The organism is Pseudomonas sp. MF7453, from assembly GCF_016405455.1.
Lineage (GTDB): Bacteria > Pseudomonadota > Gammaproteobacteria > Pseudomonadales > Pseudomonadaceae > Aquipseudomonas > Aquipseudomonas paralactis.
Genome location: NZ_JAEKCN010000016.1, coordinates 72,886 through 94,580, shown reverse-complemented (window position 1 = coordinate 94,580; position 21,695 = coordinate 72,886). Strand labels below are relative to the sequence as shown.

Sequence of the window (21,695 nt, the reverse complement as noted above, 5' to 3'; positions counted from 1 at the left end):
TGCCAAACAGAAATTTCAGGCCGGTCTCCGGGCTCATGCGTATGGACCCCTTCACCTTCCCATAGCGCAATGGCCACAGTGGTGTGTCGAAGGGATCACGCATATACCGTTGCGGGGGCAGCACCGGACTTGCTCGGCAAGAGCGTACCGGTTTCCCGTTTCACCCCGAGCACGGCGGCAGGGGGCACCTGAAACAGGCGGGCATCTGAACACTCGCACGAGCGCTCGTCAACTTTCCCGCCCAGCCCAGCCAGCGATCAGTCGGTTTTACTGTGTTCGCGCAACCGTTCGGCCGCGCTGCGCAACAACTGCTCGGTCCCGCTCCATCCCAGGCAACCATCGGTCACCGACACGCCGTATTTCATCGACGTGCTCAGCGGCTGGCAGCCTTCGAACAAGTGGCTCTCAAGCATCATGCCGATCAGCGAGGTATCGCCCTGTAAGCGCTGCTCCAATACGTCATTGAACACCGCCGGTTGGCGCAGCGGGTCCTTGCCGCTGTTGGCGTGGCTGCAATCGACCATGATCCGCGCTGCCACCTTGGCTTTGACCAGGTCATGTTTCACCTGGGCCACGCTCTGCGCATCGTAGTTTGGCCCACGGTGACCGCCGCGCAGCACCAAGTGCGTGTCGGGGTTGCCCGGTGTTTGAATGATGGCGGGATGGCCCTGGCTATCGACCCCGAAATGGCGGTGGGGGTGGGACGCCGAGCGCATCGCATCACAGGCAATCGCGACGCCGCCGTCGGTGCCGTTCTTGAAGCCCACGGGCAGGCCCAGGCCGCTGGCCATCTCGCGGTGGATCTGCGATTCAGTGGTGCGCGCGCCAATGGCAACCCAACTGAGCAGGTCATCGAAGTAGCCTGCTGCCATGGGTTGCAGCAGTTCGGTGGCGACCGGCAGGCCCAGGCGCAGCATTTCACGCATCAGTTCACGGGACAGGGCCAGGCCGGTGGCCATGTCATCGCTGCCGTCCAGGTGCGGGTCGTAGGCCAGGCCTTTCCAACCGATGGTAGTGCGCGGTTTTTCGACGTAGGCGCGGATCACCAGCAGCATCTGGTCGCTGACTTCGAGCGCAAGTTTCTTCAGGTTGCGTGCGTATTCCATGGCCGATTCCGGATCGTGGATCGAGCACGGGCCGACAATCACCAGTAAGCGCGAATCCTGGCCAGTGAGAATGGCACGCACGGCCTGGCGATGGGCGTGGATCTGTTCATTGAGGAACGGGCTGAGGGGCAGTTGGTGCTTCAGCTCAAGGGAGCTGGGCAAGCGCTGGGTCAGGGTTTCATTGGCGCTGTTGAGGGTGCAGACGGGCAAAGCGGCGACGGAGGAGTTCATATTCAAGGCTTCCTGGGCAAGCGGCGGGTTGTTCCCGCGCGCTTGGCCTACTGGGGTGTTCGACAATTGGCCGTACTGGCAAGGTGTGTTGGTTTGCCACCAATAGGTGACCGATCGGAGGCGGCAGGCTGTCCCGAACGGAGCTGGCTAAATCGCCATGCAGTGCAAGTGTCGAAGCGGTAATAGTTGGCGTAGTTCATGGTGTGATTCCTTTAAGTGTTCTTGAGCAAACAAAATAGTTAGCGGCTGAAAAAACAAAACCCCCGGTCGGGGAGCCGACCGGGGGTTTAGATTTCTCTGGTAGGCGACCCCTTGAGTAGTGGGCGCCGATTTCAGGTATCAGGCGCGCCAGTGGCTAAACCAATACCCAAAATAAAAGCCGGCCAGTGCGCTCGAACCGTTCACACGGGTAGCCGACACCGAGCGCAAGGCGCTGGCAGCAGGGCAAACCTGAGTGTGGGTGAGTTGCAACATGGTGGCTCTCCAAATGATGGGGGGAGCTTACTAGAGGCGCACGGGTGGATTCAATCAGTAATTTCTATTGCTTGAGGGTACTTACGACTATGGGGCGAGTGTCGCTATGCTGGTCACTCTTAAACAATGATTGCCAGGACGCGACCATGACTGCCTTGACCCTTGCTGCGGCGCAAACCCTTTCCATTGCCGGCGACGTCGCGGCCAACATCTCAAGGCACTTGGTGTTTATGCAGGTTGCGGCAGAGCAGGGCGTGCAATTGCTGGTGTTTCCGGAGCTGTCTTTGACCGGTTACGAACCCACGCTGGCCGCCGACCTGGCTATTGCTCCCGACGCCCCATTGCTGGCACCCCTGCGCGAAATGGCGCGTGAGTTGCAACTGACGGCGGTGGTAGGGATGCCGATTCGCCTGGCCTCGCAAACGCAGGTCATGATTGGCGCTCTGGTACTGGGTGCCGACGGCTCGGTGGCCGTCTATACCAAGCAGCATTTGCATCCAGGCGAAGAAGTGGCGTTTGCAGCCGGGCAGGGCGGTGCGGCACTGGCGTGGGGTGATGATCGAATTGCCCTGGCGGTTTGCGCTGACTTTTCCCACGCCAGTCATCCGCGCCAGGCGGCGCAAGCGGGTGCCAATGTGTACGCAGCCGGCGTGCTGATCAGCGAAGGCGGTTACGCCAAAGACAGCGCGCTGCTGCAGGGTTATGCCGCCGAACATCGTCTGCTGGTGCTGATGGCTAACCACGGTGGCCCGTCGGGTGGCTGGGCGTGTGCAGGCCGCAGTGCGATCTGGGGCGCGGATGGCCGCCTGCTTGCAGCGGTGCCCGGCGTCGGCGAGGCGCTGGTGATTGCCCGCCGCGATGGCGAGCATTGGCTGGGTCACGTGGTGGCGGTGTAAATGGCCTTTTACCTGCGCGCAGCCACAGAAAAGGATCTGCCGTTTGCACGAGCCCTGACCCACCAGGCGATGAACCGCTACTACGTGCAAAACCGGCTGATTTGGTCCAATGACGGCTTCGACACCGCCTGGGCCGGTCGGGAAAACTGGCTGGTTTGCCGAGGCGATGAAACGTTGGGGTTTGTCAGCCTGAGTCGCGACCATGGCGCGCTGTACATCCGCGAGTTGCATATGCTCGAAGAACATCGCGGGCAGGGCGCAGGCAGTTGGGTGCTGGAGCACATGGCGCTGAAGGCGCAAGCGCTGGGGCTATTGCGGTTGACCGTATTCAAGACCAATCCGGCCAAAAAGCTCTATCAGCGCATCGGGTTCAGCATTGTCGGCGAAGAGGACGGCTTCTGGCGGATGGAGCGTGTCTGTCGCGCATGTTAAGTCATGCGCAAAGTTCTAATAAGCGCATACTGATTCAGGAGCCGACTTCCTGATCGTCGTTTTGGCCATCTGCCTCAGCGAGGATGATCCCCTCTTTCATGCCCAGCAGGACCGCTACCTTATGGGCCTCACCACGCCGTCCCTTTTTGCGCCCAGCGAGCACTTGATAGGTGGTTGCCGGATCAACGCCATGTTCACGGGCGAACGCCTGCACTGACTTTCCTTGATGTTCCAGCCAGGCCTTGGCTTGTGCAGCAGTACGGATTCCGGGCATAGTTCAAAACCGTTCAAGTTCGTTTAACAAAGAGATGAGTGTGTCACCTCTTGGGGTGTGCCAAATAGGGTCATACATCCAAATGAGTGGAATCGGTTCGCGTTTAAGGCAAGAAAGAGAGCGACTTGGCCTGTCGCAAAAAGTTTTTGGTGAAATCGGAGGCGTCGAAGCTAACGCTCAAGGCAAGTATGAAAGCGGCGGGCGTGCGCCCAAGGCTGATTACCTGTCACGTGTCGCCGAGAGAGGCGTGGACATCCTGTACGTGCTGACCGGCACTGCCACGCCGATCCAGCTGGAAAATCTCAGCCAGCTTGAAGAAAAGGTCCTGGTGGATTACCGGGCGATGTTCAAGGAAGACCAGGATGCAATTCGCCGCCTGACGTCGACCCTGGCCGAACATTCCCAATCCCTGAATGGAAAAACCAAGCCTGCGCCCCAGGATTCCTGACCTTTTGCCCAATAAATCCGGTCGTCCGCCACCCGGTGGACGACTATCGGGCAGGCAAACTCCATATATATGACGCTTGCGGCTAGGTCTGCGCCCAGCTTTTTTGCTAAGGTGTTCAGCAATCTATAAGACCATATCGCGAGGTGTCTGCTTGATTAGGGTGCTAGTAGTCGATGACCATGATCTCGTTCGTACAGGCATTACACGAATGCTGGCTGACATCGACGGCCTGCAAGTAGTCGGCCAGGCTGAGTCAGGGGAGGAGTCTCTGATCAAGGCTCGGGAATTGAAGCCCGATGTGGTGTTGATGGACGTCAAGATGCCCGGGATCGGCGGTCTTGGTGCCACGACCAAGCTGTTGCGCAGCCATCCGGACATCAAGGTCGTAGTGGTGACGGTGTGCGAGGAAGACCCGTTTCCGACGCGGCTCCTGCAGGCCGGTGCCGCGGGCTACCTGACCAAGGGCGCGGGCCTGGCGGAGATGGTGCAGGCCATTCGACTGGTCTTCGCCGGCCAGCGTTACATCAGCCCTCAGATCGCCCAACAGTTGGCGATCAAATCTTTCCAGCCCACCAGCGATTCGCCGTTTGACACGCTGTCGGAGCGGGAAATCCAGATCGCGTTGATGATCGTCGGTTGCCAGAAGGTGCAGTCGATCTCCGACAAGCTGTGCCTGTCGCCCAAAACCGTCAATACCTACCGCTATCGCATCTTCGAGAAGCTCGCCATCAGCAGTGATGTTGAATTGACCCTGCTCGCGGTGCGCCACGGCATGGTGGACGCCAGCGCCTGACATGACTACGCCGTTTGATCCAAGTGCCTTTCTATCGACCTGCAGTGGCCGCCCCGGCGTGTACCGCATGTTCGACAGCGAGGCGCGCCTGCTGTACGTGGGCAAAGCCAAGAACCTGAAGAACCGTCTGGCGAGCTATTTTCGCAAGACCGGCCTTGCGCCGAAAACCGCCGCCCTGGTGGCGCGTATCGCCCAGGTTGAAACTACCATTACCGCCAATGAAACCGAGGCGCTGCTGCTTGAGCAGACGCTGATCAAGGAATGGCGACCGCCCTACAACATCCTGCTGCGTGACGATAAATCCTATCCCTATGTGTATTTGTCGGACGGCGATTTCCCCCGGCTGAGCATTCATCGCGGGGCTAAAAAGCTCAAGGGCAAGTATTTCGGGCCTTATCCCAGTGCCGGTGCAATTCGTGAAAGCCTGAGCCTGCTGCAAAAAACCTTTTTTGTACGCCAGTGCGAAGACAGCTTTTACAAGAACCGCACGCGGCCGTGCCTGCAATACCAGATCAAGCGCTGCAAGGCGCCCTGTGTGGGCCTGGTCGAGCCGGCGGAGTACGCCGAGGATGTGCGCCATTCCGTAATGTTCCTCGAAGGGCGCAGCAACGCGCTCACCGATGAGCTGTCCGGGGCGATGGAGCAGGCGGCCAGCACTCTGGATTTCGAAAAGGCTGCAGAACTGCGTGACCAGATTTCCTTGCTGCGCCGGGTCCAGGACCAGCAAAGCATGGAAGGCGGCACCGGCGACGTTGACGTGATCGCCGCGTTCGTCAATCCGGGTGGCGCCTGTGTGCACCTGATCAGCGTGCGCGCTGGCCGGGTGTTGGGCAGCAAGAACTTTTTCCCGCAGACCGGTATCGACGAAGACGTGTCAGAAGTGATGGCTGCGTTTCTTGGCCAGTACTACGTCAGCAGCCCTGAGCGCGACCTGCCGTCTGAACTGATCGTCAACGTGGTGCATGAAGACTTCCCCACTTTGATCGAGGCCATCCACGAGCTGCGCGGCCGCGAGCTGGACATCAGCCACCGCGTACGCGGCACCCGTGCCCGCTGGCAGCAACTGGCCGTGACCAACGCCGAACAGGCCCTGAGCGCGCGCCTGGCCAATCGACAGCACGTTGCCGCACGCTTCGACGCTCTGGCTGAGGTACTCAACCTGGATGAGCCGCCCCAGCGCCTGGAGTGCTACGACATCAGCCACTCCAGCGGTGAGGCCACGGTGGCCTCCTGCGTGGTATTCGGGCCGGAAGGGCCGATCAAGTCCGACTACCGGCGCTACAACATCGAAGGCGTTACCGCAGGCGATGACTACGCCGCTATGCACCAGGCGCTCACGCGGCGTTTCAGCAAGTTGAAGGACGGGGAGGGCAAGCTGCCCGATATCCTGCTGGTAGACGGCGGCAAGGGCCAGTTATCCATGGCGCGAGACGTGCTCAACGAGCTGGCCGTGCCTGACCTGATCCTGCTCGGCGTCGCCAAGGGCACCACGCGCAAGGCCGGTTTCGAGACGTTGTACTTAAATGATGCCGCCCATGAATTCACCTTGAAAGGCGACTCGCCCGCGCTGCACCTGATTCAACAAATCCGCGACGAAGCCCACCGTTTCGCCATTACCGGCCATCGCGCGCGCCGTGGCAAAACCCGGCGAACTTCAACCCTGGAAGGGGTGGCAGGGGTTGGCCCGACGCGGCGTCGCGACTTGCTTAAACATTTTGGTGGCTTGCAGGAGCTCTCCCGTGCCAGCATTGACGAAATAGCCAAAGCACCCGGTATCAGTAAAAAGCTCGCTGAATTGATTTATGCCAATCTGCACAGCGAATAGAATGCCTTCTCACCTCGTAGCCAGTTGTGCCGATGAATATCCCTAATCTGATCACCGTTCTACGCGTCCTGCTTATCCCGATTTTCATTTTGTTGTTCTATTTGCCGTATGAATGGAGCTACGTCGCGTCCAGTTCGGTATTTGCCTTCGCAGCCGCCACCGACTGGCTCGACGGGTACCTGGCCCGCCGCCTGGAACAGAGCACGCCCTTCGGCGCGTTCCTCGACCCCGTGGCCGACAAACTCATGGTGGCCGTCGCCCTGGTCCTGCTGGTGCAGGAACACGGCAACCTGTGGCTGACCCTGCCGGCCGCCGTCATCATCGGCCGCGAGATCGTCGTCTCGGCCCTGCGCGAGTGGATGGCCGAAATCGGCGCCCGCGCCCACGTGGCCGTATCGAACATGGGCAAATGGAAAACCGCCGCGCAGATGCTCGCGCTGGTCATCCTGCTGGCCAACCCGTCGGACTTCTCGTTCTGGGTCCTCACGGGCTACGCCTTGCTGCTGGTCGCCGCAGGCCTGACCCTGTGGTCCATGCTGCAATATCTGCGTGCGGCCTGGCCCCATCTGCGAACCACCGTTGAAAAGAAATAAAACTTTTTTGAATCAAGGGGTTGACGGGTGCTGAGGATTCTATAGAATGCGCATCACCAAGCGGGAATAGCTCAGTTGGTAGAGCACGACCTTGCCAAGGTCGGGGTCGCGAGTTCGAGTCTCGTTTCCCGCTCCAAGCATTAATGAAAAAGCCACTCTAACGAGTGGCTTTTTTTTGCCTGCGATTTGGGGGATGGGCGCTTTGGGATCTTTCGTTGCTCTGCGTGATGTCGGATGACGTTATCACTTGAAACGCGTTAGCCGAGACGGTGTTCACATCATTAACCGGTTGAAACTAATATCTGCGCATCGTGAAATGAACCGCCGGTTCAGTTCAGATATGAGCGGTTTCAAGTGGATAAATACTGACCGCAGGTTCGCTGTTATAAAACCGTTAAACTCCCTGCGATGTAACCTCCCCGACGCGCCGCGTCAATCATTCCAAGGAGGTGGGAAGTATTGAATTTATATAATAATCTAAGTTTGTAAGCGCTTGCAGTCTTATGACTGATCATCAAGAGCTTGGCGATCTCTTGGTTGTTATAGCCCTTTGCCAGAAGCTCCAAGATATCGGTTTCGCGCCTTGTGAGTTTTAGTGGCTTTGATATACGTGATGAATAAGTATGCTTAATCGCTTGTGCCATTCTTTGTGTGACATATGGGAAGTAGTTCTTGCCTCTTAGCAGCGCTTTTATAGCGCTTTGTATTTCACTCAGTTCAGCAGTTTTTGAGACAAAGCCCGAGGCGCCGGCTTTTAAACAGCGGATTAAATAATTCTCCGCATCATAGGCAGTGAGCGCGAGTATTTTGCTTGAGCACTTACCCAGGGTCAGTAAAGAGATAACGTCCAACCCATGCATTTCTGGCAGGTCGAGTTCCAGTATGAGCAGGTTCGGCTCAAGCCTGTTCACCATATGCAGGGTTTCCTGGCCATTCCCAGTTTCGGCGACGACGGTGTGGCCGTTTTGTTCCAGTAGCCTCTTGATCGAATAACGCATCAAGGCATGGTTGTCGGCGATTACAATGGTGCTCATCCGTAAAGTCCCTTTCCGGGTAACGTTACCTGCTGCTTACACAGGGCCAAGCCCATCGCAAATAATGCCCGCCTTATGCGATGAACGCACCACTAAGTTAAATACGGTTTTGAAAGTGCTGGCGAAAAACTTTCGTCAAAGCGAAATGTCCTTAGTCCTTGTGCGAATAATCTATAAAAAAATCGCATGTGCATCCTGTATCTTTGTTCTGGCCTTCCGATATTGATGTCGGTAGGTATGTGGTGAGGTGGTTGCACCATTGTGGGTTGCACCTGCTAGTTGCGTGATCGCGAACTTAAATTAATAAGGATATGATATGAAAAATGTTTCATTGAGACGTCTGGTTGCATCCAGTTTTCTTTGTGCATTAGTTGCGCCTTCTCTTTCCTACGCGGCGGATGGAGTTGTGAACTTTTCGGGAAGCATCACAGATGTGACCTGTGACATTAATGGCCAGGCGCCAGGCGAGGGTAACGTGACCAATGTAGAGCTTGGTCGGATCGCACCAGGAACATTTGCCGCGATTGGCAACGCATCGCCGTTTGTGCCGTTCAAACTGCAATTGTCGGGTGCGCAATGCACAAACGACGCCAAGGTTTCGATCGATTTCGATCAAGTTGAGAACATCGATTCGGTCACCGGTAATCTCAAGTTGATTGGCAGTGCGCCGGCAACAGGCGTGCAGATTCAAGTATTCAACGATACGGCCAATGGCAAGAAAATCCAGCTGGGCCAAAGGGAAACAACGCCCCAGGTGGCAGTGGTCAAAGGCAATACTGCGACCTTGTCCTACAAGGCGTCTTACGTATCGACCGCGCCTGCTGTCACTCCGGGTTCTGGCATTTCGTTCGTGCGCTACACGCTGGCCTATCAATAATCGCTGACGATGCAGGAGGTGGTTCATGGCGCCGATAACGCGTACGTTTTCTCTCGCCTTCGGCGCTGTGTTCCTTGGGCTGTTTGTGCAGGCGTCCCAGGCAGCCATTGTGGTGCAAGGCACTCGAGTGATTTTCCCCGCCAATGTGGATGATGTGACGGTCAGGTTGGAGAATTCCAGTAGTGAGCCGGTACTGGTGCAAAGCTGGGTGGATGATGGGCATGCAGAAATGGCCCCTGAGGATGTTCAGGTTCCCTTTGTTGTCGCGCCTGCGGTCAGCCGGATTGACCCCAGTGGTGGAGCGGTGTTGAGGATCAGTCGTACTCAATCCATCGCTGTCGCCGACCGCGAATCGCTGTTCTGGCTCAATGTGCTGGAAAACCCGCCACGCAGGGCGTCGGATGATGCGGTGTTGCAGTTTGCCTTCAGGACGCGACTCAAGCTGCTTTACCGTCCGACTGCGCTTGCATCGGGCGTAGACGCTGCTCCCGAGCAGCTCAAATGGACGGTTGTGGCGACGCCCAAAAGCACGGGTGCTACGAACCTGGAGGTGGCGAATCCGACGCCGTATTACGTGTCCTTCGGCCATGTCGAAGTTGACTGCGATGGCCAGGCGTTTCCCGTCAAAACCGGGATGGTTGCACCGTTCGGCAAGACAGTGCTCACAACCTCAACCCGCTTTAACTGCCACGCTAGTGGGCCAAAAGTGCGTTACGAAGCCATCAATGACTATGGCGCAAGGCGGATGTTCGAGCAGCCCGTAGGCAAATAACGCCACAGGCCTCGCGCTTCTTTCCGGTTCCGGCGCACAGCCGTGGCATGGGACTGACTATGTTTTTACCTGTTCGATTTTGACCGAGAGCATTCGGTGGTCTGGCTATGCCATGGGCGAATGAAAGTCGTCCTTGGGCACTGTTTTTATTCATTGCCGTCCTGTTGGGAGGGCAACTTCAGGCATGGGCTCAGGATGTGCCAACGGCAACGCCTGTCACGCCCAGCCAGCTTGATGAGCCGATCATTTTCGATTCACAGATGTTAATGCAAGGAGCGTCCGGCATGGCCATTGATACCACCCGTTTTGAACAGCCGGCACGTAATGTTCCGGGGACTTATCGCTTGGATATCCTGGTCAATGGTCAATGGCGTGCGACTCAGGAGGTCGAGTTACGGACGGTCGCCGGGCTGGTGGATGCACAACCATGCTATAGCGCCGAACTACTCACGCGTGTTGGCATAGACCTTAAGCGTAGTCGCAGAGGACGTGGCAGCGATCAACAGAGCGCGGTCGTCCCGCAAGGGCTGACCTGCGACAAGCTTGAACGTTTCGTGCCGGGCGCTGCCATCAGTGTTGACCTGCCCGAACAGAAACTGCACATCACCGTTGCGCAGTACTACCTGCAACGGCCCGCCACCAGCACCTATGTCGACCCGTCCAGTTGGGACAGTGGCGTAACAGCCGGCTTGCTGAACTACGACGCCAACCTGTTCAGCGTTCAGAGCCAAGGGCGCCGCGACACGCATGCCTATTCAGGGTTGAACATGGGCCTGAACCTGGGCGGTGTCAGGCTGCGGCATAACGCCAGCCTGACCTGGTCACCCACATTGGGTGGGCGTTACCAGCGCGGTTACGCCTATGGTCAGGTCGACCTCACGGACTGGAAGTCGCAGTTGCTGGTCGGCGAGAGCACGACCAGTGGTGAGCTGTTCGATGCCGTGTCGTTTCGCGGCGTCCAGCTCGAAAGCGACGACCGCATGTTGCCTGATACGCAGCGATACTACGCCCCGGTGGTACGTGGCACCGCGACCTCCAATGCCAAGGTTTCGATCTATCAGCGTGGCTACTTGGTCTATGAAACAACCGTAGCGCCGGGCTCCTTCGAAATCGCCGACCTGCAAGCAGCGAGTTTTGGTGGCGACCTGCGGGTAACAGTCACTGAGGCCGATGGTCGCGAACATGGGTTCGTCGTGCCATTTGCCACAACCGTGCAGTTACTCCGCCCGGGCTCTACGCGATACAGCCTGGTGGCCGGTCAATTGGTAGATCCCGGCTTGCACGGCCGACCGCCAGTTGTCTTGCAAGGCACCCTGCAACGCGGCCTGGACAACAACCTGACCGGTTATGGCGGCACCGCACTGACCCCCGGCTATGTATCCGGCCTGGCAGGCATGGCGCTTAATACCCGGTTCGGCGGTTTCGCCGCCGACCTCACCGCAGCCAGCACCGAACTCCCCGCAGGGCAGACCCAGCAGGGTTCCAGTTTGCGCCTGTCATACAGCAAGAACCTGCCCAATAGCCGTACGAATTTCTCGTTGCTCGCCTATCGCTATTCAACGTCCGGTTACTTGGGGCTTCACGATGCGGTTGCGCTAAAGGATCGGATGCGCAACGAGTCAGGGCGCACCTCAGACTTTGCCCGCGTACGCGCGCGGTTCGACGCCAACATCAGCCAGGGGCTGGGCGCCGATGGAGGCAGCGTCTATCTCAACAGTTCCTCAAGCCAGTACTGGCAGCATGGGGGGCGGACCCTCAGTTTCTCCATGGGCTACAGCAATCAGTGGCGTGGCAATTTCTACTCGATTGCGGCTCAGCGTAGCCATAGCGCCTCGCCGGGCGGGCTGCGATATGCAGGGGATCAAGACGACACGCAGCTCACCTTCACGCTGTCGATTCCCTTGGGCCCCGATGGTCATGGCGGTGCGGTGATCAACAGTTATGCCAGCCATGACCGTCGCTCAGGCCGGCAGATGTCTACCGGTATATCCGGCGGCTTCAATGAGCGCGGCGATACCTCTTATGCCGTTTCGGTCGCCCATGCCGACCGGCAGCGCGGTGCCTCCAGCAATGCCAGCGTCAACTACCGCCTGCCCCAAGGCGCGTTCGGTGCAAGTCTTTCCCAGGGGCCGGATTATCACCAGCAGTCACTCAGTGCATCGGGCGCCGTGGTCCTGCACCCGGGTGGCGTGACGCTTGCGCAAACCCTTGGAGAAACGGTAGGTGTGGTCAAGGCGCTTGACGCCGAAGGTGCGAGGGTCGGTTACGCAGGGTCGAGCGTTGGTAAAGATGGCTACGCGATCATCTCTAGCCTGAGCCCTTATCAACTCAACCAGGTTGATGTCGACCCGCAAGGCGTACCCAATGATGTAGAGCTACAGGTCAGTTCACGCAGTGTCGCCCCCCGTGCCGGCGCCGTGGTGATGCTCGATTTCCCGACGCGTAGATCCCGCCCATTGTTGATCGACAGCCGACGCGGTAATGGCCGGCGCCTGCCGTTCGCTGCCTCAGCCATTGATGTGCAGAGCGGCCAAGTCATTGGTGCGGTGGGGCAGGGCAGCCGGCTGGTGGTACGCAGTGACAAGAGTCGCGGCTCGATTCGTGTGGAGTGGGGCAGCGATGCCGACCAGCAATGCCAAGTGGATTATGCGCTGCCCGAGCGCCACGCCCGTGAAGGCAGCGCGTTCGAGCTGCTCAATCTGGTGTGTCACGACATAGACGCCCGGCCTGCAGGCAAGGAGCGTGTGTTGTGAGGTCGCTTTATGCCGTGTGCCTGCTGATTTGGGCCCATGCCAGTAGCAGCCAGGCAGCGTTGACGGTGACGGGAACTCGTTTCGTCTACGCAGCCGATGCACGGGCACTGACGGTACGAATCAGTAATGGCGGCGAAGCGCCGATCCTCGCCCAGAGCTGGTTGGATCGGGGCCAGATCAATCAAGACCCCTCAGGCCTGTCCGTGCCGTTCGTGGTCAGCCGTCCGTTGTTGCGCTTGGACCCTGGGCAGCGCAGCGCACTTGAAGTCCGCTACACCGGCGAAGCGCTGCCCGCCGACCGCGAGTCGCTGTTTTGGCTGAACTTCCTTGAAGTGCCACCGTTGCCGCCACGCAGTACACATCTGCTGCGGCTTTCGTATCGGTTGCGCATGAAGCTGCTGTTCAGGCCGGCGGGGCTGGCGGGGAGCGCGGAAGAGGCGGGCCGACAGTTGACCTGGCGCGCACACCGCAAGGCCCTTGAGGCCTGCAATAAGGCACCTTTTTTTGTCTCGCTCACGGGGCTGCACCTGGAACCGGGAACCGCTGACAGCGCCACGATTGCGCCATTTACCTGCGCGGATTTCCCTCTTGCAGGGGCGTCGGCGACACCTTCTTTTATCCATTACCAATTTGTTGCAGACAGGGGAGAAATGATCGATGCACGGGCGCCGGTTCACCATGATTAACGGTTTCGCGACGAGGCCTTTGCTCGCCGTCGGTGTCGCGCTGGCGCTCTCTGGCGTGCCCTCGGCGTGGGCACAAGTGCCCAGTGCGGGCCAGGTGATGCGTGACATCGAATCCCTGGCACCGGCACCCCTGCCTTCTGCGCCGGTACAGGTCGATATGCCCCCGCCTTCAGCACCGTCTCAGGCAACGCCTGGCGGCGGTATGCAGTTGCAAGTGAAAGGTTTTGTGATCGACGGCAACCAGGCCTTCAATCGCGAGCAACTGCTTGAACTGCTGGCCGACTTGCCGGGCCAGTCATTGGACCTCGCCGGGCTACGCGCCGCTGCACAACGGATTACACAGTATTACCAGGGCCACGGGTATGCACTGGCGCGGGCTTTTTTGCCCGCCCAGGACATTGATCAAGGCATCGTGCGTATCCAGGTGCTGGAGGGGCATTACGGGCGCATCGAGTTGAACAATCGCTCCCGCGTGATCGATGCTGTGTTGCAGCAACCGTTGTCGGCATTGCGTCCGGGTGAGGCGGTCTACGACGCAGACCTGGAGCAAAGCCTGTTATTGCTCAGTGATCTTCCAGGCGTTGCGGTGAAAGGCACATTGCGCCCAGGCTCACTGCCCGGTAGCACCGACCTGGTGGTCGATGCCGAGCCTGGCCCCTGGTACGCCGGCACCCTGGAAGCCGACAACTACGGCGACCGCTACACCGGCGAATATCGCCTTGGCGCCAGCCTGGTTTTAAACAACCCGCTGCGCCTGGGTGATGCCCTCAACATGCGCCTGCTGCAAAGCGATCAGCACCAACGTTACTACCGCTTCGGCTACAGCCTACCCGTGGGCCCGTGGTCGACCACCCTTGGCACCTCTTATTCGCGCATGAGCTACCAACTGGGCAAGGACGTAGAAGTGCTCGAAGCAAAAGGCCAAGCCACCGTGCGCAGCCTCTTCGCTTTGCAACCCTTGATTCGCAGCCGCACCTTCAACCTCAGCGCGCAATTGCAGTTCGACGACAAGCAACTGCAAGACGATATCGACCTGTTCGACCTGCGCAGCCCCAAGCATGTGGAGTTGTGGACCCTGGGCATCAACGCCAGTGGCCAGGATCGCTGGCTGGGCGGTGGGCAAAGTTTTGTCTCGCTCAGCTACAGCGCGGGGCGCCTGGGTATCGGCGAAGCCATCGACCGCACCATGGATAGGCTCAGCGCCGGCGCCGCGGGACATTTCACACGCGCCAATCTGAGCCTCGGCCGCTTGCAGTACCTGAGCCCGCGCTGGCAGCTGTACAGCCAATTGAATGCGCAGTGGGCGGGTAACAACCTCGACAGCTCCGAGAAGTTTGGCCTTGGTGGCCCCAATGGTGTTCGTGCCTACGCGTTGGGTGCTGGCAGTGGTGACCAGGGCTGGCAGGCCAGCACCGAGCTGCGCTATCTGGCCGCGCCGGGCGTGCAATTGAGCGGCTTCGCCGACCGGGGCGTGATCACGGTCAGCAAGCGGCCCTGGACCGCGCAAAGCAATCAGCGATCACTCACGGCCGCAGGGGTTAGCGCCAGTTGGCGCGGCGCCGGGCAACAGCTTAGCGTCACCGCAGCATGGCCCATCCACGGGACTGAGCAGAACGACGCACCGCATCAGGATCCGCGCGTGTGGTTCAGCGCCATTCAGTATTTCTAAGCACATTTGTGCCTGGAAGCAGTACCGCCTTGCAACGCTATGCAAGGCGTCATTAAGGAAGAGGAAATTCATGTGAACAAGGTTTACTCACTGGTCTGGAACCACGCGATGAACTGCTGGAAGGTTGCTCACGAAGGGGCTCGTCGGCACTGCAAAACCGGCGCCAAATGTTCGGCCATCGGCGCGTTGGCGTTGTTGGGCGCTTCACCGGCATTTGCCTTGCCGCTAGGCGGTACGGTGGTCTCCGGCAAGGCCGATATTTTGGGGTACGAAACCAACTCGCAAATGTCGATCAACCAGCACAGCGATAAGTTGATCACCAACTGGGCGGACTTCAGCGTTCCCGTCGGGCAAAAGGTGGTGTTCAACCAACCGAGCGCCACTTCCGTTGCGCTCAACCGAGTGATCGGCACCAACGCCAGTAGCATCAAGGGCCAGATGGACGCCAATGGGCGTGTGTTCCTGGTCAACCCTAACGGGATCGTGGTCGGTCAAGGTGCGCAGATCAACGTCGGCAGCCTGATTGCTAGCACCAAGGACATCAAGGACGCAGACTTCCTGGCGGGCAAGTACACCTTCAGCGGCAACTCCAATGCCGAGATTATCAACAACGGTACGATTAATGCTGCACAGGGCGGTAGCATCGCTTTACTTGGTAACCAGGTGCGCAACGATGGCGTTATCCAGGCCCAGATGGGCCACGTTGCGTTGGGTGCGGGGAATGATTTTACGGTCAATTTCGACGGTAACCAATTGCTCAACCTCCAGGTCAACGGCGACTCGATCAATGCTCTGGCGCAAAACGGCGGCTTGCTCAGGGCCGACGGTGGCCAGGTGCTGATGACCGGTAAAAGCGCCAGTGCGATGTTGCATGCAGTGGTGAATAACCAAGGCGCCATCGAAGCCAAAACCTTGAACGGCAAAGCCGGCCGCATCACGCTGGACGGTGGTGATGTGGGCACGGTAAAGGTCGGTGGGTCGTTGCAGGCTCACGCCCAGAATACCTACGGTAGTGGTGGTGTGATCGAGGCCAAGGGCGCCAAGGTCGAAACGCAGTTGGGCACTCAGCTCAACACATTGGCCAGTAACGGCCAGACCGGCACGTTTAAGGTCAGCGCCAAGAATATCCAGATTCAGCCGACCGCCGCATCAGCAGGCGAGACGGCCTACGCCGACACCCTGTCGCGCAATCTGGCCAGCACCAACATCGAGCTGGCCAGTACCGAAGGCGATCTTAACCTAGCCGGGCAAGTCACGTGGAACAGTGCCAATGGTCTGGCCTTGAGCTCGGCCGGTAACGTCAACCTCGACGGTAACGTGACGGCAAGTGGCATTGGCTCACGTCTTATGGTCAACGCCGGTGGCGATATCAATCTCAATAGCAAAGTTGGGCTGACCGGGCTCTCCAGCGGCCTCACTCTCAACCATGTTGGCAAATCGATATTGGGCAATGGCGGGCAACTGACCTTGTCCGGCGCAGGGGCGGCTTACACCTCGAACGGCAACCAATACACGGTTATCCAGAACCTGGCGCAGCTGCAGAACATCAACGCCAACCTCAACGGATACTACGTGCTGGGTAACAGCATCAATGGCCGTGCGGGGCGTTTCAAGGCGATTGGTGACGGTGCCGGGTTCAACGGGATTTTTGACGGGTTGGGTAACACGGTGACTAACTTGTGGATCTCAAGCACTGGCAGCCACAGCGGGCTATTCGCGATTTCCTCAGGCGCGATCAGCAACCTGACGCTGGACAGCGCCACGATTAACAATGGCGGGCCGCAAGCATATGGCTTCGCTGCAATCGGTGGCTTGGTCGGTCTGAATGTTGGCTCATTGACTAACGTGACTACCAGCAAGGTCACGGTATTAGCGGGCACCAGTGGTGAGAACAGTGTTGGTGGGCTGGTAGGGCAAAACTTAGGCGGTACCATCAAGAACGCTGTTTCCGGTGGGCGTGTGACCGGTAACACCTACACGCATGCTGTCGGCGGTATAGTCGGCGAAAATATTACTACCGCCGTCGGGCTGGCAACGCTGGACCATGTAGTTTCCAACGCCTGGGTGGGTGGCGGAATGCAGCGCGATACCACTGGCGGTATAGGTGGGCTGGCGGGTATCAATCAGGGCGGCTATATCATTGACTCCAGCAGTACAGGATCGACCATCAGCACTGGAGCGGGTGTCAATGTCGGTGGCTTGGTTGGGTTCAACGCTAACGGTGTGCTGGAGCGCACCACCTCGTCTGGCGAGGTAAGCGGCGCTGGCGCCGGGACTGTGGGCGGCCTGGTGGGGTATAACAGTTACAGCGATATCACCCAGTCGACGTCGACCAGCAAAGTGACAGGTTACGGTGCAACGGGTACCGGTGGCCTGGTTGGGATCAGCCAAAACAGCCGCCTCAAAGAAGTCAAAGCGGGCGGTAATGTCCTGGATCGCCTTGGCGCGAACGTCGGCGGGTTAGTGGGGAGTAACACCGCCGGTAGTATCGATACCGCTGAAGCACTGGGAACAGTAACGGGCGGTAGCAACGCTCGCGTTGGCGGTCTGGTGGGGAATAACTACCAAGGTGCCATCAGCCACTCCGTGGCCCGAGGCAATGTTAGTGGCGCTATTTCAAGCAAAGTAGGCGGCCTGGTAGGGGCAAATGATGGCGCACTGCAATCGGTCGAGGCCAGTGGTATGGTTGTTGGTGGAGAGAGCAGTCATGTGGGTGGCCTAGTGGGCACTCAGGGCGGCAATTTCTCCGGCTACATTGAGTCAGCCAAGGCCAGCGGCGCCGTTCAAGGTGGCCCACGCGCCAGCGTAGGTGGCTTGGTGGGCATGAACCAAAGTCAAATCACCAACTCCTCGGCGACAGGTGGGGTCAGTGGTGGCGTCGGCGCTACGTTGGGCGGTCTGATCGGGGCGAATTTCGGCACGGTTCGCCATTCTGTTGCCTCAGGCAAAATCACTACGATGGCACCCACCTACCGCCAGGTATTTGGTGGACTGGTTGGGTCAAATTCCGGCGATATGGCATTTAATGGGGTTTACGGAGAGGCAGCGTTGGTGCCGTCGTATGGCGTCAATTTTGGCTCATTTCGTTGATCGTTAACCTTTCTTCCTCTCTATGAAGTAGCAACAGACTGCAGGGCGCTGACTAGGCCATGCAGTCTGTTGGCTTCTACAGGGCGATTGATATGAATTTATTCAACGTATGGCGGTTGTGCTTGATGCTCCTGCGGGGCGCAGCCTGCCTGCTGATGTTGTGGGTTGCAATCGAGGCCAGGGCCGCCGTCAACAGCGTGGCAACCTTTTGCACGTTCACCAATGGCACGGGCAGGCCTTGGGTTCAAGTCACTCCGCTAACCAGTACCACGCCGGTAGGCTCGGTTTTATGGGAGCGCGGGGTGGGGCTCAATATCAACTATGCGTATACCGGACCTGCCGGTACTGCTCATGAACTGGTCTCAGCAGGCCACTGGGGGCCGGGCACACCCCTGTCGGATGGGGTTGCCCCTACTAACATTGACGGTATCGGTCTGAAAGTAGGCGTAGGGTCGTCGGACGGTCAATACCGAACGCTGCTGCAAACGCCGCTGCCCGTCGCGGTTGAAAAGGAGCCTGTGCAATATGATTCCGCCGCCTCTCAAGCGCGTGGTTCAGCGCTGACAACCAACTATGTGCAACAGTTGATCCTTACAGTTGCGCCCAGCCAGTTACCTGCCGGGAAACTGATCGTCGACCGGGTCGCTGGCAGTTCTCAACTCACGCTCTACGCTGTAGATTTGCTCAAAGGCCAAGTGGGTTTTGGCAGTAGCGTGGAAATACCCCTGGATAACAGGCCCAGCGGCGTCTGCCGCGTACCCTATTTGTTAATGGGACCGGCCATTATCAACATGGGGGATGGCGGTGGGCCGATCGAAGTCCCCAATACCTGCAATGTGCAAACCTATCAGACGATACCTGTAAAACTGGGGCGTATAAGCCTGAATGAGTTCCCGCAGGTTGGCTCGACCTCCAGACCAACGCACTTTGCCATCGAGTTGAGCGATTGCGCGGTCAATGCCAAGCCGGAGATTACCTTCAATGACAAGTACGGGCCGCCTGCGGACCCGACTGTGTTGACGCTTGAGCCAACCGCGGCCAGTGCACAGGGTTTCGGGATTGTCATGACGAATGAACTTACCCGGCAAGCGGTGCGTTACGACGGGGTCAGTTATGCAATGAAGCGGGCCGGAGAGGGGGCGAAAATACCCTTGAGTGCTCAGTATGTTCGGGTGGGTAGTGGTGAGGTATTGAAAGCTGGCGCCGCTAATGGAGTGGCAGAGTTTACGTTCACGTTTCCTTGATGAACGGATATTCTTATCATTACGACGAATGAGCGGGTCATGGGGAAGAGTAACTAAAGATAGCTCATGACGAACGTCATTTCGCTATTCGCTGTGCCAGGGGCAATGCCAGAGCCATTGGATATTTTCAAGTAGCGCGCATTGAGAGGGATGGTATAGCTTCCGCCGTTGATCGAGTAATTATCGAGGGTTTTAGCTTTGTTCAGAATGATCGGATTCAAGTTGCTGTCCATGACTTGTAAGCCGATACCTTTTGCCGTCGAGCGTTGGTTGAGATTGATGATGCCTTGATTTACGTTAAATGCGGGCGCAGATGAAGTCGGGACGAGTGAATAAGTGACTTTGTTTATACCGCCTGGGCAGCTGTCAACTTTGATGCTGAATGGAATAATTTTATCCGAAGGGGAACCGTCTTTTGGGAAATCATCAAGCTTATATTGTCCCATCTTGACGTTGATATCTGCTGTGCTGCAAGAAGGGGTGTATACGACGCTGCTATTGGATAGTCTTATTGTTGAAACTTTAAGTGTTCCTGCTGATAAGCTTACTATTTCGCCCGCAGGAATAAGAAAGCCACTTACGGGTTCGCCTGTTTTGATGATGCGTAGCTGCATTTTTGTATCGCTGAGCCGATAATCCTGGCGAGGAAGTGTTAGATAGCCGTGGCCTTTCACTTCGTCGTTACCGTAAATCAAGATAATTGATAGTCCAGAATTTTTTATAGGATGGATGGACGAGGTAGTTGAGTTAGTGCCTAAGTGGTTTACTGCCCCCCAAGGGACTTCGGTGGCGCAGGTGAATTTGTTTGAGTCACTATTGGTATATATAGAGGACTCAAATACGATTGCATTCATGGGTGTGTCTCGAGGAATGCTAAGTGAAGGAGGTATGCTGGTTGCAAACGTGTCTGCGTGGTTGCCTGAACTGTAGGAGCAGTCTGCTGATACGCTTTGTGCAAAAAAAATAAGAGAAGCGTATATTTTTTTAGTTGCTAGGTTGTCGGCCTTTATTAGCGATGTCCAAAAGAGTTGTGTGCGTGATTTTACGTTTTCAGTCTTTGAAGATTTTTTGGGGGTGATAAGTGTGAAAAGATACAGCATCACTGCGTTGAAGAAGTTGTCCGTGAGCGTCGAGTATTTTGAGGATCGCAATAACATATGAAGTCCAGCTAGATCAGTCTGAGGGTTGATGATCGAGATTAGTATACCGACTCTAATACCGAAATCAGATAAATCGTACTTGCCATCTGATATTTCGGCGAGCACCAAGGATTAATCGGATTCGCCGCCCATGACCTTTCTGAGCCTCACCTGTGGTTGAAGTGCGTTGCGAAACGAAGCGTGCATTCTCAAGTGTTTTGACGCGTTTGGTCCATTGAGCGGCATGCAGTCGGGGCTGATCATGCCGGAGATCGCCACTGGCATTGGCGCCGGTATCCTGAGTACGGTGCCCGGCGCCACGATCACGCGTTACGATGGGTTGAGTTATGCAATGAAGCGGACCGGGTGGGGAAGGATTACCATTGAATGCTCAGTATGTTCGGTTGGATAGGGGTGAGGTATTGAAAGTGGGTTCAGCCAACGGAGCGGCAGAGTTTAGGTTCACGTTTCCCTGATGCACGGTAGTTTGTATTGTGGTGACGAATGAGCGAGTGACTGAGAGTTAACTACTAAAGATAGCTCATGACGAACGTCATTTCGGTATTCGCCGTACCAGGGGAAATGCTGGGCCCATCGGGTATTTTCAAATAGCGTGCATTGAAAGGGATGGTGAAGTTATCTCCGCCTGCTGAGTATTCGCTGAATAGCTTAGCTTGATCAAGAATAAGGGGCGTCAGATTGTCATCTAAGATTTGCAGGCCTATACCCTTTGCGGTCGAGTTCTGGTTGAGCTTGATGATGCCTTGGGTTGTGTTCCAGGCGGGCGAAGATGAAATCGGAACGAGTGAATACATGACTTTGTTTATGCCGGCAGGGCAGTTGTAAATATTGATGCTGAACGGCACTGTTCTTTTTGAGGGGGAGCCGTCTGTCGGGAAGTCATCAAGCTTATATTGTCCCATCTTGACGTTAATGTCTCGTGTCTTGCAAGAAGGTGCGGTGATGGTTGTGCTTTTAGATAGCATGAACTTTGCAATGTGAAGCGTTCCGGCAGTGTAGGTCGCTATGAGGCCCGCTGGAATGACGTGGCCGCTCGGTGTGTCACCTGTTTTAATAAAGCGTAGACGCATTGGTACGTTGCTGTCGGTGTAGTTTTTGTCGTCAAGTATTTTACCAATTCCCAGGGTAGGAAAGTTACGGTAATACATAATAAATGATAGTCCAGAGTCACCTATGGGGTGTGTCCGAAGTCGATGAAGTAATTCCTAGATTGTTTATCGCTCCAACGGACATGCCCCCGGTGCAATCGAAGCTGTTTTTCGGTCCAGTGGTGTATGAGGCTTCAAATATCGTTGCACCTATTGGGGTGTCTCTGGGAATATTAAGTGAGGCAGGTAG

Annotated in this window: 19 protein-coding genes, 1 tRNA gene and 1 riboswitch; of the genes, 14 read left to right on the top strand and 6 right to left on the bottom strand. The window is 57.3% G+C overall.

The genetic code is table 11. The features are described 5' to 3' along the window. Position 1: 1 nt before the first annotated feature. Positions 2 to 207, bottom strand: a riboswitch (cobalamin riboswitch). 50 nt (positions 208 to 257) lie between these two features. After that, entirely contained in the window at positions 258 to 1,337 is a 1,080-nt protein-coding gene (locus JFT63_RS23170) for a 3-deoxy-7-phosphoheptulonate synthase (protein WP_198844859.1), read from the bottom strand. Positions 1,338 to 1,676: 339 nt separating this feature from the next. After that, positions 1,677 to 1,811: a hypothetical protein gene (locus tag JFT63_RS29910; protein WP_267910996.1), complete on the bottom strand. Its 135-nt coding sequence runs from the start codon at positions 1,809 to 1,811 to the stop codon at positions 1,677 to 1,679. Positions 1,812 to 1,957: 146 nt separating this feature from the next. Here JFT63_RS29910 and JFT63_RS23165 point away from each other — a divergent pair, with 146 nt between their 5' ends. Together JFT63_RS23165 and JFT63_RS23160 are read left to right on the top strand one after the other, a co-directional pair. Next, on the top strand, positions 1,958 to 2,707 hold the full coding sequence (locus tag JFT63_RS23165; RefSeq protein WP_198844858.1) for a carbon-nitrogen hydrolase family protein: 750 nt from the start codon (positions 1,958 to 1,960) through the stop codon (positions 2,705 to 2,707). Continuing rightward, on the top strand, positions 2,708 to 3,139 hold the full coding sequence (locus tag JFT63_RS23160) for a GNAT family N-acetyltransferase (protein WP_057704029.1): 432 nt from the start codon (positions 2,708 to 2,710) through the stop codon (positions 3,137 to 3,139). 34 nt (positions 3,140 to 3,173) lie between these two features. Here JFT63_RS23160 and JFT63_RS23155 read toward each other — a convergent pair whose 3' ends face one another. Next, on the bottom strand, positions 3,174 to 3,413 hold the full coding sequence (locus tag JFT63_RS23155; protein WP_057704030.1) for a DNA-binding protein: 240 nt from the start codon (positions 3,411 to 3,413) through the stop codon (positions 3,174 to 3,176). 82 nt (positions 3,414 to 3,495) lie between these two features. On the opposite strand from JFT63_RS23155, the gene JFT63_RS23150 reads away from it, so the two are divergent. The 5 genes from JFT63_RS23150 (at position 3,496) to JFT63_RS23130 (ending at position 7,208) form a co-directional block, all read left to right on the top strand. Further along, positions 3,496 to 3,861: a helix-turn-helix domain-containing protein gene (locus JFT63_RS23150; RefSeq protein WP_198708521.1), complete on the top strand. Its 366-nt coding sequence runs from the start codon at positions 3,496 to 3,498 to the stop codon at positions 3,859 to 3,861. A 151-nt stretch (positions 3,862 to 4,012) separates the two neighbouring features. Continuing rightward, positions 4,013 to 4,654, top strand: a complete 642-nt coding sequence (gene gacA / locus JFT63_RS23145) for a response regulator transcription factor GacA (RefSeq protein WP_005786991.1) — start codon at positions 4,013 to 4,015, stop codon at positions 4,652 to 4,654. A 1-nt stretch (position 4,655) separates the two neighbouring features. Beyond that, positions 4,656 to 6,479 (top strand): excinuclease ABC subunit UvrC, encoded by a 1,824-nt coding sequence (gene uvrC / locus JFT63_RS23140; protein ID WP_057704032.1) that lies wholly within the window; start codon positions 4,656 to 4,658, stop codon positions 6,477 to 6,479. Between the two features lie 32 nt (positions 6,480 to 6,511). After that, entirely contained in the window at positions 6,512 to 7,072 is a 561-nt protein-coding gene (pgsA, locus tag JFT63_RS23135; RefSeq protein ID WP_003190391.1) for a CDP-diacylglycerol--glycerol-3-phosphate 3-phosphatidyltransferase, read from the top strand. Between the two features lie 60 nt (positions 7,073 to 7,132). Beyond that, positions 7,133 to 7,208 (top strand) — tRNA-Gly (locus JFT63_RS23130). 247 nt (positions 7,209 to 7,455) lie between these two features. Here JFT63_RS23130 and JFT63_RS23125 read toward each other — a convergent pair. Continuing rightward, positions 7,456 to 8,106 carry a response regulator transcription factor gene (locus JFT63_RS23125; RefSeq protein WP_198844857.1) on the bottom strand — a complete coding sequence of 217 codons (651 nt, stop codon included), beginning with the start codon at positions 8,104 to 8,106 and terminating at the stop codon, positions 7,456 to 7,458. 316 nt (positions 8,107 to 8,422) lie between these two features. On the opposite strand from JFT63_RS23125, the gene JFT63_RS23120 reads away from it, so the two are divergent. The 7 genes from JFT63_RS23120 to JFT63_RS23090 all read left to right on the top strand — a co-directional run bounded on the left by JFT63_RS23120 (position 8,423) and on the right by JFT63_RS23090 (position 19,197). Further along, on the top strand, positions 8,423 to 8,983 hold the full coding sequence (locus JFT63_RS23120; protein ID WP_198844856.1) for a fimbrial protein: 561 nt from the start codon (positions 8,423 to 8,425) through the stop codon (positions 8,981 to 8,983). A gap of 25 nt (positions 8,984 to 9,008) precedes the next feature. Continuing rightward, positions 9,009 to 9,755 (top strand): fimbrial biogenesis chaperone, encoded by a 747-nt coding sequence (locus JFT63_RS23115; RefSeq protein ID WP_198844855.1) that lies wholly within the window; start codon positions 9,009 to 9,011, stop codon positions 9,753 to 9,755. A 260-nt stretch (positions 9,756 to 10,015) separates the two neighbouring features. Further along, positions 10,016 to 12,508, top strand: coding sequence for a fimbria/pilus outer membrane usher protein (locus JFT63_RS23110; RefSeq protein WP_269835580.1), 2,493 nt, complete (start codon positions 10,016 to 10,018; stop codon positions 12,506 to 12,508). Further along, positions 12,505 to 13,194 (top strand): fimbrial biogenesis chaperone, encoded by a 690-nt coding sequence (locus JFT63_RS23105; RefSeq protein WP_198844853.1) that lies wholly within the window; start codon positions 12,505 to 12,507, stop codon positions 13,192 to 13,194. The genes JFT63_RS23110 and JFT63_RS23105 overlap by 4 nt, the downstream gene beginning before the upstream one ends. After that, the gene (locus tag JFT63_RS23100) at positions 13,187 to 14,863 is read left to right on the top strand and encodes a ShlB/FhaC/HecB family hemolysin secretion/activation protein (RefSeq protein WP_198844852.1); all 1,677 of its coding nucleotides are present in this window, start codon (positions 13,187 to 13,189) and stop codon (positions 14,861 to 14,863) included. Before JFT63_RS23105 ends, JFT63_RS23100 begins: the two co-directional genes overlap by 8 nt. A 72-nt stretch (positions 14,864 to 14,935) precedes the next feature. Further along, positions 14,936 to 17,953: a two-partner secretion domain-containing protein gene (locus JFT63_RS23095; RefSeq protein WP_198844851.1), complete on the top strand. Its 3,018-nt coding sequence runs from the start codon at positions 14,936 to 14,938 to the stop codon at positions 17,951 to 17,953. A 92-nt stretch (positions 17,954 to 18,045) separates the two neighbouring features. Continuing rightward, complete coding sequence (locus JFT63_RS23090) at positions 18,046 to 19,197, top strand: fimbrial protein (protein WP_233102383.1); 1,152 nt, start codon at positions 18,046 to 18,048, stop codon at positions 19,195 to 19,197. Between the two features lie 53 nt (positions 19,198 to 19,250). Here the strand turns inward: JFT63_RS23090 and JFT63_RS23085 are convergent, their stop codons facing one another. After that, positions 19,251 to 20,051 carry a fimbrial protein gene (locus JFT63_RS23085; RefSeq protein WP_198844850.1) on the bottom strand — a complete coding sequence of 267 codons (801 nt, stop codon included), beginning with the start codon at positions 20,049 to 20,051 and terminating at the stop codon, positions 19,251 to 19,253. A gap of 815 nt (positions 20,052 to 20,866) precedes the next feature. Next, complete coding sequence (locus JFT63_RS23080; RefSeq protein ID WP_198844849.1) at positions 20,867 to 21,505, bottom strand: fimbrial protein; 639 nt, start codon at positions 21,503 to 21,505, stop codon at positions 20,867 to 20,869. Positions 21,506 to 21,695 lie beyond the last annotated feature (190 nt).